Source organism: Alteromonas sp. CI.11.F.A3, assembly GCF_032925565.1.
In the GTDB taxonomy this organism is placed as follows: Bacteria; Pseudomonadota; Gammaproteobacteria; order Enterobacterales; family Alteromonadaceae; genus Alteromonas.
In genome coordinates this window covers 753670-769671 of record NZ_CP136708.1, presented here as the reverse complement: position 1 = coordinate 769671, position 16002 = coordinate 753670, and the positions used below count along the sequence as shown (strand labels likewise).

Below are 16002 nucleotides of genomic sequence, written 5' to 3'. Positions count from 1 at the left end.
CGTCGCAATTCACTAGAAGCCGTTGCTCCTTCGTGATTCACTCTGCTTGAGTGAGGTGCGCATTATACGCTTGAAGTTTTCAGTGTCAACACTTTTTGAAATTTTATTTTCTGAAGCGTTTTCTTTAAAACCCCGTCACACTTGGCCTTTAAGGTAAGTAGTGACTTGCTTTGTCAGTGTAAGTTATTTCACTTTCCTGTCGAAGCGGATGCGCATTCTAGAGATTTCTGAGCCTGCGTCAACCCCTGTTTCAAGAAAAGTGCAACAAAGTGAACCATTCGGTTAATTTTCACTCAGATAAGATAATAAGTAGACAATATGGACTAATTACTAATAGGATGGGACTATAATTCCTATAAAGTAGTAGTTTGTTAGTGGTAATAGACTACGCAATAAATATAAGGTGGATATATGTTTCGTATTACTTCATTGCTTTCATCGGCAGTGCTGGTACTTGCAGTAAGTACACCAGCGATAGGTATGAGTGCAAAAGATGGAACAGTTTCACCGGAAGAAGCTAGCTCTAATCAATCAAGTCAATCTAATCACTTTCAAACCTCGTTCCTGAAACGTCAGGTTGATCAAAACATGTCTGTTGGACGTGCTATAAGTTCTATCGCAAGTCATTATCCTCAAGATGTAGTTTCAATTGTTGATATTGCACTAGACACTTATCCAGATCAGTACCGTGAGATTATCTTTGCTGCTATTTCATCTCAGCCTTCATCCACAGAAGAAATAGTACAGTTGGCCATAGAGAAAGAAGTAAGTTCATGCCCTAACATCGTTCAGTTGGCGATAATGGCGGAACCGACTTATGTAGACTTTGTGGTTCAAGCTGCTGCTGTTGCAACGCCTGAGGAACTAAACGAAATTGTTCGTGTTGCCGTGCTTACGCAACCTGATGCCGCGGACAGTATTGTTCAGACATTGTCTCAAGAACACCCAAACAAGATTGTTGATATCATGACAAGCGCACTTAACGCAGTGCCATTTGTTGGTGAATACGTAGTAGATGCATTGTTAGCTGTATTTCCGAACGATGCAAAAACAGTAGTAGAGACTGCGGTAAGAGAATCTTCTCAGCAACGTGAGCAAGTTATTCGTATATTAGCCACTGCCCAACATGCTGGTGTTCAAGACGACAAGTTAAAAGAATATGCATTGGCTGCAGGGTTATCTGAAGAAGACTTTGCTTCAGCAATCAATAACTAATCCAGAAAACCTAAACAATCCTTTCAAACTTACGTAAATAACACGTAAAGATAAGACCCTTCGTCACATTTGTAAGTCAGAGTAGATAATCCTTTATTTACTCTGACTATCGATAAGCTATGATGCCGAACAATGACGACCTATCCCCTCTTAAAAAACCTATCATTTGTTTAACCAGCCTATCTCATTCTGGGTCGACGGTGTTCTCTATGGCATTAGCGTGCCATGAAAACCTCATCTCGCTTGGAGAGATATACCAGGTCTTAAGAATGGGCCCGACTTATTGGCTGAATCAACAAGAACATCGTTGTAGTTGTGGTGTACCTGCCGAACAGTGTGATTTCTGGCGCCCCGTATTAACCACAATGCGCAGTTTAGACATTATGAACCCTTCTTTACCAAGCTATTACCCAGATGCTTACGCGACTGTCCTCGACCAGTTTTCTAAATTGTACGGTAAAGACTACCAACCAATAGATACCTCTAAGGGTATAAAACATTTAAAGTTGCTGGCTGGCTCTGAGACTATCGATGCCAAAGCGCTATTTTTGATTAGAGATGTTCGCTCTTACGCGAGTTCGCAAGCTAGGTTAGCGCGTTCACAACCTCGCAAAGGGTTAAAGAAGGTAAAAGGCCATTATTGGTACCAGATGATGCGCTGGCTAAGTGACAATAAGAAAAGGGAATCTTTATTAACCGATCTTGCTTTACCTTTCGAAACGGTAGGTTATGAACCTTTTTGCTTTAACCCCAGCCAAACTCTCGACAGCGTTTACGACTTTTTAGCGCTGCCGAAAACGCCAAGTAACGAAAACTTAGGGAAATCAACGCATCATGTACTATTCGGAAATCCCATGCGAAATTGTGATACACGTAAAACTGAGATTCGATATGACGACAGGTGGTTTAGTGAAACCAACTACATGCTAGCGGCCGCACTTATACCCACCTTAATGCAATACAATCAAGCCCGAGTCTATGCTTCAGGTCAATAAAAGCCCTTCAACTAATTGAAAGCAAACTTTGAAGCCGAAATAGAAGCGGCTGATTAAACCCGCTGTGGTTACCTACTGAACTAGTGATTTACCGAGTGCAGTTTAGCAACGACACGGTATAGCATAAGCTCAGCACTCAACAAGTCGACATTTGTTTCAATCGCTTTCATTTGTGCCTTGATTTCATTGGATGCCCTAGCGTTCAACGTAAACATATCACTGTCGCCTGCATCAAAACGTTTAAGCTCCATACTTGATAGTAATTTGGCGAGCTCTGCATTTTGCTGCTGTAAACTGGCAATCTCTTTTGCTTGCACCCAATATTCATAGGCTTTTTCGAATGCTTGCTCGATGGACTGCTTACTAGATACATATTTATGTTCGAGCTCTCGCCCCTTCGATACTAGTTTAACTTGCTCGGCTTTTGCCTTTCTGTTGCCTAGCGGATAGGAAAAGGCCAAGGCCACTTTGCTTTCTGTACCGTCTAGTGAATTAGGTCCGCTGCCAATATCTCGGGCTAAAGAGGCTTTCAGATCAAGCTTAGGGAGTAGCGCATTCTTAGCTAACACTTGCTTGTTCTGAACCACCGTTTTACTCATGCGCAATAAAGCTAACTGAGGGTGCTGAGTTATTTGCTTACGTAGCTGAGATATTTGCGTAGTACTGATACTAAAAGGCCAATGAATATCGGGCGATAACATAGTTTCTGTTATCGGTATCATTTCACCTTGCGTATCGCGCCAGTAATACGACAAGGTACGAGCATGCGCGTTACGTTTTTGCTTTAGCTTGGCTACTAATAGGCGCTGTTCTAAAATATTTGCTTTAAACTCGGTAAGGGTGGCTCGCGCTAAATCGCCTTTTTCAACCCGAGTAGATAAGGCACGTTCGCGCTCAGCGGCACGGCTTAATAAAGATTCTACCGATACCACCTGCAACGCGCTTTCATACCATAGTAAATATTCGGTTAACCCTTTATATAAAAAGCTATTTAGTAAATCTTGCGCTTCAGCCTCCCATTGCTGTGCAGCTAACCTCGCATTTCTAACCCCTACTCTGCGTTTATCTACTTCGCGGTTTTTCAATAAAGATAGGGCTATTCCTACACTGGCTTCCCCGCCAGAGAGGGTTTCGTATTCTTGCTCGTAAACAGGAAAGTCGCCATCAGACACACGGTACTCTGTATAAACTGAAGCATTCAACGACTGAAGCGGCTTTATTGCCCGTTGTTGCAGTGCCAAGCCATCGTAATAACCGCTTACTCTGCTAGATGCTTGTTGTTCTATAAAGGGGTCGAACTCACTAAGCGCAATGTCGATATCTGCGCCGCTTTGAATTTCACCCTCAGCAATAGCTTGCGTATAAGGGTGGTGATACCGCATTGACTCAATAAGCTCGGTTACCGTAGGTAAAGACGACGCAAATGCAGAACCCGTCATAGAAACACTCAATACCAAGGCAAGCGTAACAACATGTAGTTTTCTCATGCTACCCCTCACCAACTCGATGTTTTAGTTTCAGATGATTCGGGCTCAGCGGTTTGCTGGGGAGGAAAGTTATTCAGTTGCCGCCACAATTCATAGCCCAACTTCACTTCCTCTAGCAATACCCAGGCTTTAACGCGGCTTCCTAACCGTGTAGCACTTTCCCTTGGCCATGGCACATCGTCGGCGTCAGGCACTATCCACACCTGAAACGTACCAGCTGTACTTGCTACTGGCTCAACGTAAACTACCTCGCCACCGAAAGTGCCTATGGAACTGCCCGGCCACCCGCTAAATTGAAACACAGGCCAGCCTTCAAACTGTAAACGCGCCTTGGCGCCTTTTTTAACTAGCGGCGCATCTAGCCCCGTTACCGTTATACGTATGCTACGTTTGGCGTTCAAAGGAATGAACTGACCTAGTACGGCCCCTGCTTTTACAAACGTTGAAACCCCACCGGAGTAAAGCCTAATAATAGTGCCATCGACTGGCGCCACTTTTGTTTGAATAGACTGGCGAGATAAACTCATACTTACATCGTTAATAGCGGATAGAGAACTTGCCGCTTTCGCCTTTAACTCCTGCACCTTTATTTGCGCTGCCTCTACATCTTTGCGAGACACTAACCCCTGTTCTTGTAATCCAATTTGACGTGCTAGGTTATTTTCAGCGTTTGCCACTGCCGTTTCGTTAGCTTGATGCCCAGCTTTTGCCGCTGTGAGTTGAGATTGAAGTTTATCTAACCGACCAGCGTCCGTATCAATTAACGTGACAATAGGATCGCCCGCTTTTACTTGCATACCTTCGCGCACATGCCATTGCTTTATTTGCCCGTCTACTAAGGCGCTAATCGCTTGCGTTCTGTCGACCGGATCTAAAGAATCGACCATTCCTGTGCCATAGGCCGTTTGCATCCATGGTGTGAACCACAAAATTAGCGAGGCACACAACACCATCGCTAGCACTAATCCACACACCACTTTGTGAAGTTTAGGAATGTGTAGTGACGATAAAGAACTGACATTATCTAAAAATCGCTTTTCTGCACTATTCATCATTCGCTCCTTCTTGCGGAACTTCCTGATCAATAATGCTTTCTTTTGCAGGTTCAGCGGCCACTACCTTCGCACTGTCTTTTAGATAAATGACACCATCCAAACAATGAGCTTCTGGTGTATTAGTAAAATAAAGCACCGTACAACTAAGTTCAGACAAGCGGCTTAATAACCGTAATCGCAGTGCGAGCGGAATGGCGTCGAAATGTTGATTAATGATAAGTACTTTAGGCTCTTCAATGATAACTGCGGCCAGTTTTAACAGTAAGAATTCTAGCGGCTGCAATGGTGCTCCTAGTACCGACACCTTAGAGTCGACTCCTTTAGGCAGCGCGTCGATAACGGTATCTAATTCAACAACGGCAAGGGCTGCTCTAATTTCAGCAAAGCTCGCTCGAGGGTTTGCTAACCGTAGGTACTCTTCAATAGAGCATTCAACAATAAGAGAGCGGTCTAGCGTATTAATAGCTTGGCGTAATTCATAGGTATCAAAGTCATACAGGCTTAAGTCACCAAGCAATAACTCGCCTTTTTGCGGCTTTTCATAGCGCTTCATCAACCCAATGAGTTGCTTTTGAACCCAACTCTTATTGGTAGTAATAAAGTACTTACCACCCGCTTCAATTTGCAAATCAATTAAGCAGGTATCGCTACCATGGGTAAGGTGCAACTTATTAAATATTAGCTGTGAAGAGGTTGGCACCCGATCGGCTTTCTCATTAACGTCTTCCTGCGGAATAACCAGTGCGGATCCTATCTTTTCAGCCGCACCATACAATTCATAATAAAGCTTTAAATATTGCGTAAAGCGCGACAATCCAAAGAATACTGCAGACATTATTAATTCTGCCGCAACCAACTGGCCAATGGATAACTGGCCTTGTACCACCAGCACACCGCCAATACCTAATAGTGCCGCACTGGCAAATGCATAAAGTAGTAAAAACATAACGACTTGCGCGAAGGTATAGTGGAAGTGACTTTTATGCTTAGTGAGGTAGTTGTTGATAAAGGTGTCGGTGCTTCTGCCTGCATATTCAACATGGTCAGCCGACTTGAAAAACTCATGAGCCGCTGCAATGTCGTTTAGCCATTTCGCCGAATCGTACTTTGCATGTGATAGCTCAATAGCAGAGCGTTTAGCCCCCGTACCCCAAATTTTCCATATGGCGTACATCACTAAAACCAGCACCAAATTAAACGCAAATAACATGGGATGGTAAAAAGAAACTAAAGTAAAACCCACTAGCATTTGTAGTACAAGGGCAAAACCATCCACCATGAGTGAAGGCACATTCTTCTGCAGGGTCATTATGTCGAAGTAACGCTGGGTAATATTGGTGTTTTGCCGGCCTTCAAAAAAGCGGTGTTCGGCCATAATAGTTTTTAAGCTAATTATGGCAGTGAGCCGCGCATAAACTTTGCGTTCGTAATATTCCATAATACGCATTCGAAGCGCACTAAAAATACCCGAGACGAAAAGCGTTGAAAACAACACAATGGCAAGAATGATAACCGAGCGCGTAGAGCCGATATTCGCAATACTATTAATTAGTGTTTGTACCGCAATAGGCACCGCTAGTGTCATTAAACTAATGGCGACCCCATACGCAATGGCAACCCAGAAAAAACCTGACTCTGGTTTCAAAATAGCAAACAAGGTTTTCCTAGTTGCGTGTAAATTGATGACTTTTCCCATAATTCCTTCAATAGCGCCGAGTGATACTTCGCATTCTATCTAGTGTAATTCAAATAAAATAATACTAAACCTGTTATATTCTTATTAGTTCATCGTAAAAACCTTACTTATGCATCACCTCAACTATCATCATCTTTACTACTTCTATTTAGTGGCTCGCGAAGGCAGTATTGCGCAAGCCGCTAAGTTACTTCACGTTACTCCTCAAACTGTCAGTGGGCAACTAAGTACCTTTGAAAATCAGATTGGCTATCCTCTTTTCGATAGAGTTAATAAGCGCCTATATTTGAATGATAGAGGGAAAGTAAGCTTCCAGTATGCCAGTGAGATATTTCATAAAGGCCATCAACTAGCAGAAATACTAAACGCCGGTGATGAAATAAATACTAAGGAATTTGTGATTGGTATTACTAATGGCATACCTAAAGTACTTTTTTATGACTTCGTTCATGACACGATGCGCAATTTCGCTAACGTTAAATATGTGATTAAAGAAGATAGCTTCGATGGCTTACTTAAAGAACTAGCAATTAACGCGATTGATTTCATTTTGGCCGATAGGGGTGTTGCGCCGGGTTCACAAGTTAGTGCTAACAGCCACTTTCTTGGAGAAAGTGCGCTTAGCTTTTTTGCTAAAGCCCCCCTTTCCGATAACCAGACCTTTCCCGAATGCTTAAATCATATGCCATTGCTGATTCAGGGGAATACGTCCGGTATACACCACGCGTTAACGAGTTGGCTAGAAACGGAACAACTCTATCCAAAGATAGTAGCAGAGTTTGATGACACTGCACTGCTAAAACTATTTGGTAGCGAGAACTTCGGGGTATTTTGCGCGCCGTCGGCCATATCAAGTCATGTTGAAGCGCAATATGGTGTTTACTGTATTGGACAGGCCCACTCATTGAATGAAAGGTACTATGCTATTACGGGGAAAAGTCGCGTAGATTTTACTATTACTGAATCTATTATTAGGGCGGCGCGCATCAACTTAGGTTACTCACAAAAGCCTATAGATGCTTAGTTGAAGTGAACTCTGAGGTTTTTGAAAACAAAAAACCAGCATTAATGCTGGCTTTTGTGAGCTATCAGTTTTTTGTAAAGGTATTAGTCAGCGCCAAATAAATCACGGCTGTATACTTTCTCTAGTACATCTTCAATATCGTCAGTTACGCGGTTTGCCACAATAACGTCAGAAATAGATTTAAACTCTTCTAAATCTTTAATGACGCGCGAGTTGAAGAAGTCATCTTCGGTAATAACAGGCTCGTAAACCACAACCTCGATACCCTTCGCTTTAATACGCTTCATGATGCCTTGGATTGCACTCGCTCTGAAGTTGTCAGACCCAGACTTCATAATTAAGCGGAAGATACCCACAACCTTAGGTTGACGACTAACAATAGAATCCGCGATAAAGTCTTTACGAGTGCGGTTAGCATCTACAATAGCCTGAATCATGTTGTTAGGCACTTCACTGTAGTTAGCTAGCAACTGTTTAGTGTCTTTCGGCAAGCAGTAGCCACCATAACCAAAGCTTGGGTTGTTGTAGTGATCGCCAATGCGCGGGTCTAACCCAACACCTTCAATGATTTGTTTAGAATTCAATCCACTACGCTCTGCATAGCTATCTAGCTCGTTAAAGTAAGCGACACGCATGGCTAGGTAAGTATTAGCGAAAAGCTTGATGGCTTCAGCTTCGGTACTGTGAGTGAAAAGAATATTAATGTCTTCTTTAATCGCTCCCTGTTCTAGCAAACCAGCAAACACCTTCGCACGGTCACTTAGCTCACCTACAATAATACGGCTTGGGTACAAGTTGTCGTAAAGGGCTTTACCTTCACGTAAGAACTCTGGCGAGAAGATAATATTTTCAGTGCCATGACGCTCTTTTGCTTCAACGGTAAAGCCTACTGGAACAGTAGACTTTACAACCATTACCGCATTAGGGTTAACCCGCATAACTTCTTTTATTACCGCATCTACTGAGCTGGTATTGAAGTAATTGGTTTGCGCATCGTAATCTGTAGGTGTGGCAATAATTACAAACTCAGCGTCTTTATAAGCAAGTTCAGTATCTAACGTGGCTTTAAGATTAAGCTGCTTGTTCGTTAAGTATTCTGTAATTTCTTTATCTTCAATAGGAGACTTTTTGTCGTTTAGAAGATCCACTTTCGCAGGAACTACATCTACCGCAATCACTTCATTGTGCTGTGCGAGTAATACTGCATTAGATAAACCTACATAGCCTGTGCCTGCAACGGCTATTTTCATGCTTTGTGGTGTGCTTTCCATAATTTCGTTTTCTCCGTAACTAGAAGCAATGACTATAAATTATCAATATGAAGCTAATAAAACACTCTGCTCTTCTTTTGTCTTAAGCGCAAAGTTTTCGCGTTTCAGCGTTAAATTAGGGTTATATGCAGGGTCGTGCTTTATAACATGAGACCACTTTGTTTGCAGATATTCAAGTTCTCGATTAAACCTAGCAGCCTTCTCTGGTGAAATATCTAGCCCTCGACTGACCGACTCATGATGATATAACTCAGCCTCGGCACAATATAAGTTTCTAACACCCAACTCTTTTACCCGTAAACAGAAGTCGACATCGTTGAAGGCCACCGCAAGGTTTTCTTCATCAAGACCGCCCACTGCACCAAAATGGCTACGCTTTACTAACAGACATGCCGCAGTAACCGCACTGTAATTTTGCGTGGCAGCAAGTCGTTTCAAATAACCAGAGTGATATCGAGGGAAGTACTTATGCGCATGTCCAGCACCGCCTCCATAACCAAGTACCACGCCAGCATGCTGTATACGGCCATCTGAATAAAGAAGTTTAGCGCCTACGCATCCAATATCGTCGCGCATTACATGCCCAACCATGTAGGTAAGCCAATCTGGACTAATTACCTCAATATCATTATTAATTAACCCTACTACCTGTCCTTTAGCATGTTTTACGCCAAAGTTGTTTATCGCTGAATAATTAAAAGGTCCAGGGTAGTTTAAAACGCGAACTTCTGGTAGCTCTGCCAGCGTTTCAAAATAACGAATGCTCGCTTCTTCATCGGAACCATTATCAATGAGAAGGATCTCATAATTTTTGTAGATGGTTTTTTCGCGGATGGAATCTATACACGCCTTTACTAACTCTTTGCCATTCTTCGTAGGGATAATAAGACTGACGAGTGGCTGCGTATCTAAATGCCATAGCGCTTTATTAACTTGAGCTTCTTCACCTATTTCTATTGAAACATGCTCGTGACGTAAAACGCTATTTTTCAACGCGTACAAGCTAGATGTAATTGATTTATCGCTGAGGTTTAAATGTACAAGTGTAGCGGCGTAATGGTTTACTTTAATATCCGGTTTCGAAAGCCATACTTCACCGATCAATGACGCTATATCTGAATACTCCCCCATTGATAAAGACTTTAGCTCCCCAGTATTAAACAGAACCCCTGATAGCACATAAGCGGTTGATATATGTAAGTCAGGATTCCAACAAGGTAAAAACCTTGGACGACAGCGCTTACCTTTACTGTCAATCTCGTCTGTATCACTATAAACAAATGCTGCATCACCCAATGCAGCCATGAACGAAGGCAAAGCATTCTCAGCTAACGTATCTCCCGCATTTAATAACAAGGTAGGAAAATTTTCATCTAAATTTGAGAAAACACTTGCGATTTCAGCGCCTATTTCGCTTGGTTTTTTATCAGTGGAGACCACAAAATAGGTATTAACCTTCTGTGCTTTCAAAGAGGCGATAGTAACCCCGGTATCTTCTATTCCAAAAATAATCGCTTGGCATTGATTGTTTACTGACACCTGAGGTGAAGAGATTAAGTTTCTGTCTTGATTTATCAGGTGGCGATTGTATGCTTTTTGCGTATCTCTTTTAGTAGGAGCACCATAAAAAAGTCCCGATTTTCTTATCGCTTGTACATAGAGTTCCGTCAACGACTCATTCTTTTTAAGCTTATCTTTTAAAGGTTTTGGGATGAGTTTGAGGGCGGCTCGCAAAGAGCGCATAGCAGTTTTTTTCATGTACTCACTACATTACGTTAATTAGCAAAAAGCCGCTTCGGACTAGCAAAGCGGCTTTATATTGTAACACGACAGTATCTATAGGTATTAACTTCCTGAACCTAATCGCTCACCTTGGTAGCTACCATCCAATACAGCTTTCCACCAGCCTTCGTTACTTAAATACCATTCTACGGTTTTACGAATACCGCTTTCAAAGGTTTCTTGTGGTGACCAGCCTAACTCACGTTCAATTTTAGACGCATCGATAGCATAACGCATATCGTGACCAGGGCGGTCTGCCACATAAGTGATTTGCTCTGCATACTTGCTGGCTTTTGGCTGAACATCATCCAAGATGTCGCAAATTGTATTCACTACTTCAATATTTTGCTTTTCGTTATGGCCGCCAATGTTATAGGTTTCGCCAATTTTTCCTTCAAGGGCAACTAGCACCAATGCACGGGCATGATCTTCCACATACAACCAATCGCGAATTTGATTACCTTTACCGTATACAGGCAATGGCTTGCCAGCTAAGGCGTTCAAAATAACTAAAGGAATTAGCTTTTCAGGAAAGTGATACGGGCCATAATTGTTCGAACAGTTGGTTACCAAAGTAGGTAGTTTGTAGGTACGTAGCCATGAACGCACCAACTGGTCTGAAGACGCTTTACTGGCAGAATAAGGCGAGCTTGGTGCATAAGGGGTAGTTTCAGTGAATAGAGGTAGTTCACTACCCTCTTCTATTTCATCTGGATGTGGAAGGTCGCCATATACTTCATCAGTTGAAATATGGTGGAATTTAAAGCCTTCCTTTTTCCCATCATCAAGCGTTGACCAATAAGCACGAGCTTGCTCAAGCAAGGTGTAAGTACCTACTACATTGGTTTGAATGAACTCACCCGGGCCGTCGATTGAACGGTCTACATGAGATTCAGCCGCTAGGTGCATAATAATGTCAGGTTGGTGAGTATTAAGAACGGCTTTTACGCCGTCAGCATCACAAATATCCACTTGTTCAAACGCATAACGCTCGTTATCTGATACAGATAAAAGCGATTCTAAGTTACCTGCGTAAGTAAGCTTATCTAAGTTTACGACTTTATGGTCTGTATCGTTAATAAGATGGCGAACGACTGCCGAGCCGATAAAACCTGCGCCACCGGTTACTAAAATTGTTTTCATACGTGTATTACTCAATAATTATGCTTTCAATTCATCCATCATGGCAGACAATTGAGTACGCCAATGTGTAAGATTAAGTGATGAAAAGGTATCTCGTGTGCTGGTTTTATCTAGCACGCTATAGTGCGGTCGTGAAGCCGGTGTTGGGTACTGAGAAGAAGGAATAGGCAATACTGGAATAGCCGAAGATAATAAACCTTTTTCAATACCAAGTTCTTGAATGGCTAGCGCGAAATCGTACCAGCTGGCAACGCCTTCATCCGTCCAGTGATATACACCTTGGGTTTTATTCTGCGCCGCACTTACGCACACTTCTGCCAACCCTTTGGCCCACGTAGGGGTGCCAATTTGATCGTCAATAACCGATAACTGCGGTTTATCTGCCATTAAACGAAGCATGGTTTTAACGAAGTTATTCCCATGAGATGAATACACCCACGCGGTACGAATTAAGCAACTTGAGTTAGGTAGTAAATCAAGCAAGGCTTTCTCGCCATCGGCCTTGGTTTTACCGTAAACCCCTTGAGGCTCGATAGTGTCGTCAGTGAGATAAGGCGAACCTTTATGACCGTTAAACACGTAATCAGTAGACACATGCACTAAAAATGCACCCGACTGCTTACAGTACTTTGCTAAGTTTTCAACGGCTGTCGCGTTTATCGCGTGGCACAAATCAACGTCTTCTTCTGCTTTATCTACCGCAGTATAAGCTGCTGCGTTAATAATAACGCTTGGCGCTAGTTTGCTTAGCGTTTCAGATAGTACAGATTCGTTGGTAATGTCAGTATCTTCAGGGCCTAAACAAATAGTGTCTTCACCTAGAATACGAACCAATTCAAAAGACAATTGGCCAGCATTGCCAATTACTACAATACTCATGTTAAATCCTTAAAACGTAGGGGCATTAACGAACGCGACGCCATTTTCATCTTTTCCAGATAAAGACGGCTTTTCGCCATTAACTAATGGCCAATCGATGTTTAAAGTAGAGTCGTCAAATTTAACCGACACTTCTGATTCTGGGTGATAGTAGTCGGTACACTTATACACGAACTCAGCAGATTCACTGGTTACATAAAAACCGTGAGCAAAACCTGCAGGTACCCATAGTTGACGCTTATTTTCAGCCGACAGTAAAACCCCTACCCACTTTCCATAAGTCGATGAGTCTTTACGCATGTCTACGGCAACATCATATACTTCGCCACTGACCACGCGAACCAATTTCCCTTGTGTCTGCTCTAACTGATAATGCAGCCCACGAAGAATACCTTGGCTGGATTTTGAATGATTGTCTTGCACAAATTCAACATCTGCACATTCTTTTTTGAACCAGTCGGTGCGAAAGGTTTCAAGGAAGAAACCGCGTTCGTCGCCAAATACTTTTGGCTCGATAATTTTTACGTCTGGGATGTCTGTTTTAATTACTTGCATTTACTTTCCGTACAAACTGGCAATTTAAAATAAGAAGAAAGGTGGCAGTGCCACCTTATAAAATTTGATATGAAGCTAGATCTTAACTCTATCGTTTATCACTTTGAGCAGATAATCGCCATAGCCACTCTTCTTGAGTGGTGCCGCTAGCTTTTCAAGTTGCTCAGCGTTGATATACCCCATTCTATATGCGACTTCTTCTGGGCAGCATACCTTCAAACCCTGGCGTTTTTCGATAGCAGCCACAAAGTTTGCAGCATCTAAAAGAGAGTCTAACGTGCCCGTATCAAGCCAAGCTGAGCCTCGGCCCATCAACTCTACTTTGAGTGAGTCATCTTTAAGATACAGGTTGTTAAGGTCGGTAATTTCAAGTTCACCACGATGTGATGGCTTAACTTCTTTAGCGAAATCCACTACGCGATTGTCGTAGTAGTAGAGACCTGTCACGGCATAGTTTGATTTAGGAACAGCAGGCTTTTCTTCGATAGAAAGTGCGTTCCAGTCTTCATCAAACTCTACCACACCATAACGCTCAGGGTCGTTAACATGATAGCCAAATACCGTAGCACCATGATCTTGTTTATAGGCGTTCTGTAACGACAGCTTTAAGTCGTGGCCGTAATAAATATTATCACCAAGCACAAGTGAGCAGCTATCCTTCCCAATAAACTGTTCGCCTATAAGGAATGCCTGTGCCAAGCCATCGGGCGAAGGCTGAACTGCGTACTCTATATTCATTCCTAGCGCCGAGCCATCTCCAATAAGGTCGATAAACCGCTGCTGCTCTTCAGGCGTGGTGATAATAAGTACATCACGAATTCCCGACATCATTAACGTTGTTAACGGATAAAAAATCATCGGCTTGTCGTAAACAGGCATTAGCTGCTTACTTACCACCTTAGTTAACGGGTGCAAACGTGTGCCAGATCCGCCAGCTAGTATTATTCCTTTTCTACTCATTTTTCATTACCTGTTTATAACCACTTAACTTACATAAGCAGCGATGCTATATATTAACAGAATAGCCTTGCTATCTCATAAACCTGAGAAAGCTCAAGTTTAAAACCTTTCGCAAAACCTGGGGGAGCATTTACTGGCTCAGCTGCAAGAGGGATATAAGAGTCGTAGAACTCAGCACCAACATCTATATTCAAAAAGTTCGTATGCAAAAATTCATCAATTTCTGGAAACATTATTATCAACTTAGCTCCCTCTTTGCAAAACAGTTTAAGATGAAAGAAAGATGATGGGAAACCTATAAGAACATCATAACTTTGCACTATGTCTATTTGCTCTTGCAATGGAATGCTTTCAGGGTAGATGACATCAAACCCTAAGCTTCCGAATATTTCATCAATTTCTTCGCCTTGAGAAGTGAATCCTGTGCCCGACTGAAGCTTGCTTTTGGAAATAAAACCTTTTTTCGCGGTCTTGTTTTTTTGACTAAGACAAGGGTAGGATGACTTTATGGAGCCTGAAACAAAATTAGCGTCACTAAACGTGGCCTCGTGGTAGTAAAGCTTGCTCACCAATAAGGGCTTGTCTATGAAAACAATTTTTTCATGCGCTAATCCGAGTAATGCGAAAAACTCTCCTACATAACCATTTAGCACTTTTTCACGGTCGAGCGAATCTAAAGGATAGTGAAATAAAATAGGCGAATTGCTAGACCTAACTTCGTTCAATATTGGATACAGTCTAGAAAGTGAATCCAAAAGAAAGTGACCAAAATGGTCATAAATCGTACCACCATAAAATGCTTGGTCGTAATGTTCGAACTTCGCTTCAGACAAAGTGAGGTGCGTTTCTTCGTTCGGCCACCATATTCTTCGCTCAGAACGAATATCAGAAAGTGCCTCTACGTGATTACAGTCTTTGTCGAAAACACCTTGCGATCTTCTCGTCCACCACGTTCTCATACCTCGTTTGTAATAGTTGGGTATTAACTTAGCTTCGCACACAGAGCCATAGTCAATACAACTATCTATTACATTTAACGAACCGAAGACAGAAGATGATTTAATGTTGTTAATTTCTAGTGCGTTATAAATTGAGAGCATCCATTACCCTATTATGCGCTTTAAACTTACTTTATATGTAAATTTATTTAGATGGAGAAACTAAAAGCTGGATATTATCAAAAAATGCCTCAAAGCTCTTCTTATCCTCGTACTCTTTATATATTCCGAACTTCAATCGAAAATGCTCAGGGGCGTTTGAGTTTCCTTTGCAAGAGAACTTGCTACTGAAGCCAAATGGTCCAGTGCGCCTACCCACCAATACCCCTTCGTTCCAAACCTCAAAATATGAAGTTTCGTCCTCTGGCGACACGTTTAACCGAAGCTCAAATGTAGTCCACTCTTCAGGCTTAAGTTCCACGGAATAAAAACTTGAGCCTACTTCGCTTTCATCACCTCTAGTCATAAAGTTAATTTTGTGACTACTCCCCCTTACCACTCGAATTCCACCGAGCGGTGATAATGGCGAGCACTGCCAAAACTGCATGAGATAATAAAAGCCATTGGTTACATCAGCACTGGAAGGAATCATTAAGTCAAAAGTGATTGCTACAGGCTTCTCAAACTCTAAATTTAAAGATGTTAGGGCTAATTCTGTTCTAGACACTTTCGAACGTAAGCTCTCTCCCACAGCCAAAAATTGGAGTGCGTTTCGATTACCTATTTGAGTTATACTCGCACTCTGCCCATTTCCTTCACATTTCCCTCTCAACATTACTTTTGAAGTTAAGAGGTCGCCATGCCCATCGTTTATTTTTTCCGCACAAAGATGAGGATTTCTAATACCGTCTGTATCGCCTATCGGTATGCTTAATTTGAGCGGATCACTAGCCAGGAGCATGGCATAGAAAGCGAAGCCTAAAAACACAATCGCCGACTTGT

At 42.3% G+C, this 16002-nt stretch carries 14 protein-coding genes; 3 read left to right on the top strand and 11 right to left on the bottom strand.

Features of this window, described 5'->3' with window-relative positions:
- The first annotated feature begins 411 nt into the window (after positions 1-411).
- Together R1T43_RS03365 and R1T43_RS03360 are read left to right on the top strand one after the other, a co-directional pair.
- Positions 412-1215 (top strand): hypothetical protein, encoded by an 804-nt coding sequence (locus tag R1T43_RS03365; protein ID WP_317352868.1) that lies wholly within the window; start codon positions 412-414, stop codon positions 1213-1215.
- A gap of 119 nt (positions 1216-1334) precedes the next feature.
- Positions 1335-2210: a sulfotransferase gene (locus R1T43_RS03360; RefSeq protein WP_317352865.1), complete on the top strand. Its 876-nt coding sequence runs from the start codon at positions 1335-1337 to the stop codon at positions 2208-2210.
- An 80-nt stretch (positions 2211-2290) separates the two neighbouring features.
- Here the strand turns inward: R1T43_RS03360 and R1T43_RS03355 are convergent, their stop codons facing one another.
- Genes R1T43_RS03355 through R1T43_RS03345 form a run of 3 tightly spaced genes read right to left on the bottom strand, consistent with a single transcriptional unit; the run spans position 2291 to position 6448 of the window.
- Positions 2291-3697, bottom strand: coding sequence for a TolC family protein (locus R1T43_RS03355; RefSeq protein WP_317352862.1), 1407 nt, complete (start codon positions 3695-3697; stop codon positions 2291-2293).
- An 8-nt stretch (positions 3698-3705) separates the two neighbouring features.
- Complete coding sequence (locus tag R1T43_RS03350; RefSeq protein WP_317355648.1) at positions 3706-4749, bottom strand: efflux RND transporter periplasmic adaptor subunit; 1044 nt, start codon at positions 4747-4749, stop codon at positions 3706-3708.
- Positions 4742-6448: an ABC transporter transmembrane domain-containing protein gene (locus tag R1T43_RS03345; protein ID WP_317352859.1), complete on the bottom strand. Its 1707-nt coding sequence runs from the start codon at positions 6446-6448 to the stop codon at positions 4742-4744. The genes R1T43_RS03350 and R1T43_RS03345 overlap by 8 nt, the downstream gene beginning before the upstream one ends.
- 109 nt (positions 6449-6557) lie before the next feature.
- Here R1T43_RS03345 and R1T43_RS03340 point away from each other — a divergent pair, with 109 nt between their 5' ends.
- Complete coding sequence (locus R1T43_RS03340) at positions 6558-7472, top strand: LysR family transcriptional regulator (protein ID WP_317352856.1); 915 nt, start codon at positions 6558-6560, stop codon at positions 7470-7472.
- Positions 7473-7555: 83 nt separating this feature from the next.
- Here the strand turns inward: R1T43_RS03340 and R1T43_RS03335 are convergent, their stop codons facing one another.
- The 8 genes from R1T43_RS03335 to R1T43_RS03300 all read right to left on the bottom strand — a co-directional run bounded on the left by R1T43_RS03335 (position 7556) and on the right by R1T43_RS03300 (position 15988).
- Positions 7556-8743, bottom strand: coding sequence for a nucleotide sugar dehydrogenase (locus tag R1T43_RS03335; protein WP_317352853.1), 1188 nt, complete (start codon positions 8741-8743; stop codon positions 7556-7558).
- Positions 8744-8785: 42 nt separating this feature from the next.
- The gene (locus tag R1T43_RS03330; protein ID WP_317352850.1) at positions 8786-10501 is read right to left on the bottom strand and encodes a glycosyltransferase family 2 protein; all 1716 of its coding nucleotides are present in this window, start codon (positions 10499-10501) and stop codon (positions 8786-8788) included.
- A gap of 87 nt (positions 10502-10588) precedes the next feature.
- The gene (gene rfbB / locus R1T43_RS03325) at positions 10589-11668 is read right to left on the bottom strand and encodes a dTDP-glucose 4,6-dehydratase (RefSeq protein ID WP_317352848.1); all 1080 of its coding nucleotides are present in this window, start codon (positions 11666-11668) and stop codon (positions 10589-10591) included.
- Positions 11669-11686: 18 nt separating this feature from the next.
- A complete protein-coding gene (gene rfbD / locus R1T43_RS03320) occupies positions 11687-12547 on the bottom strand; it encodes a dTDP-4-dehydrorhamnose reductase (protein ID WP_317352846.1) in 861 nt (286 codons plus the stop codon).
- A 9-nt stretch (positions 12548-12556) separates the two neighbouring features.
- On the bottom strand, positions 12557-13102 hold the full coding sequence (gene rfbC / locus R1T43_RS03315) for a dTDP-4-dehydrorhamnose 3,5-epimerase (protein ID WP_317352844.1): 546 nt from the start codon (positions 13100-13102) through the stop codon (positions 12557-12559).
- Between the two features lie 75 nt (positions 13103-13177).
- Positions 13178-14062, bottom strand: a complete 885-nt coding sequence (gene rfbA / locus R1T43_RS03310; protein WP_317352842.1) for a glucose-1-phosphate thymidylyltransferase RfbA — start codon at positions 14060-14062, stop codon at positions 13178-13180.
- A gap of 53 nt (positions 14063-14115) precedes the next feature.
- Entirely contained in the window at positions 14116-15162 is a 1047-nt protein-coding gene (locus R1T43_RS03305; RefSeq protein WP_063457836.1) for a glycosyltransferase 61 family protein, read from the bottom strand.
- Positions 15163-15205: 43 nt separating this feature from the next.
- Complete coding sequence (locus R1T43_RS03300; protein ID WP_317352838.1) at positions 15206-15988, bottom strand: heparin lyase I family protein; 783 nt, start codon at positions 15986-15988, stop codon at positions 15206-15208.
- Between the last annotated feature and the right edge of the window lie 14 nt (positions 15989-16002).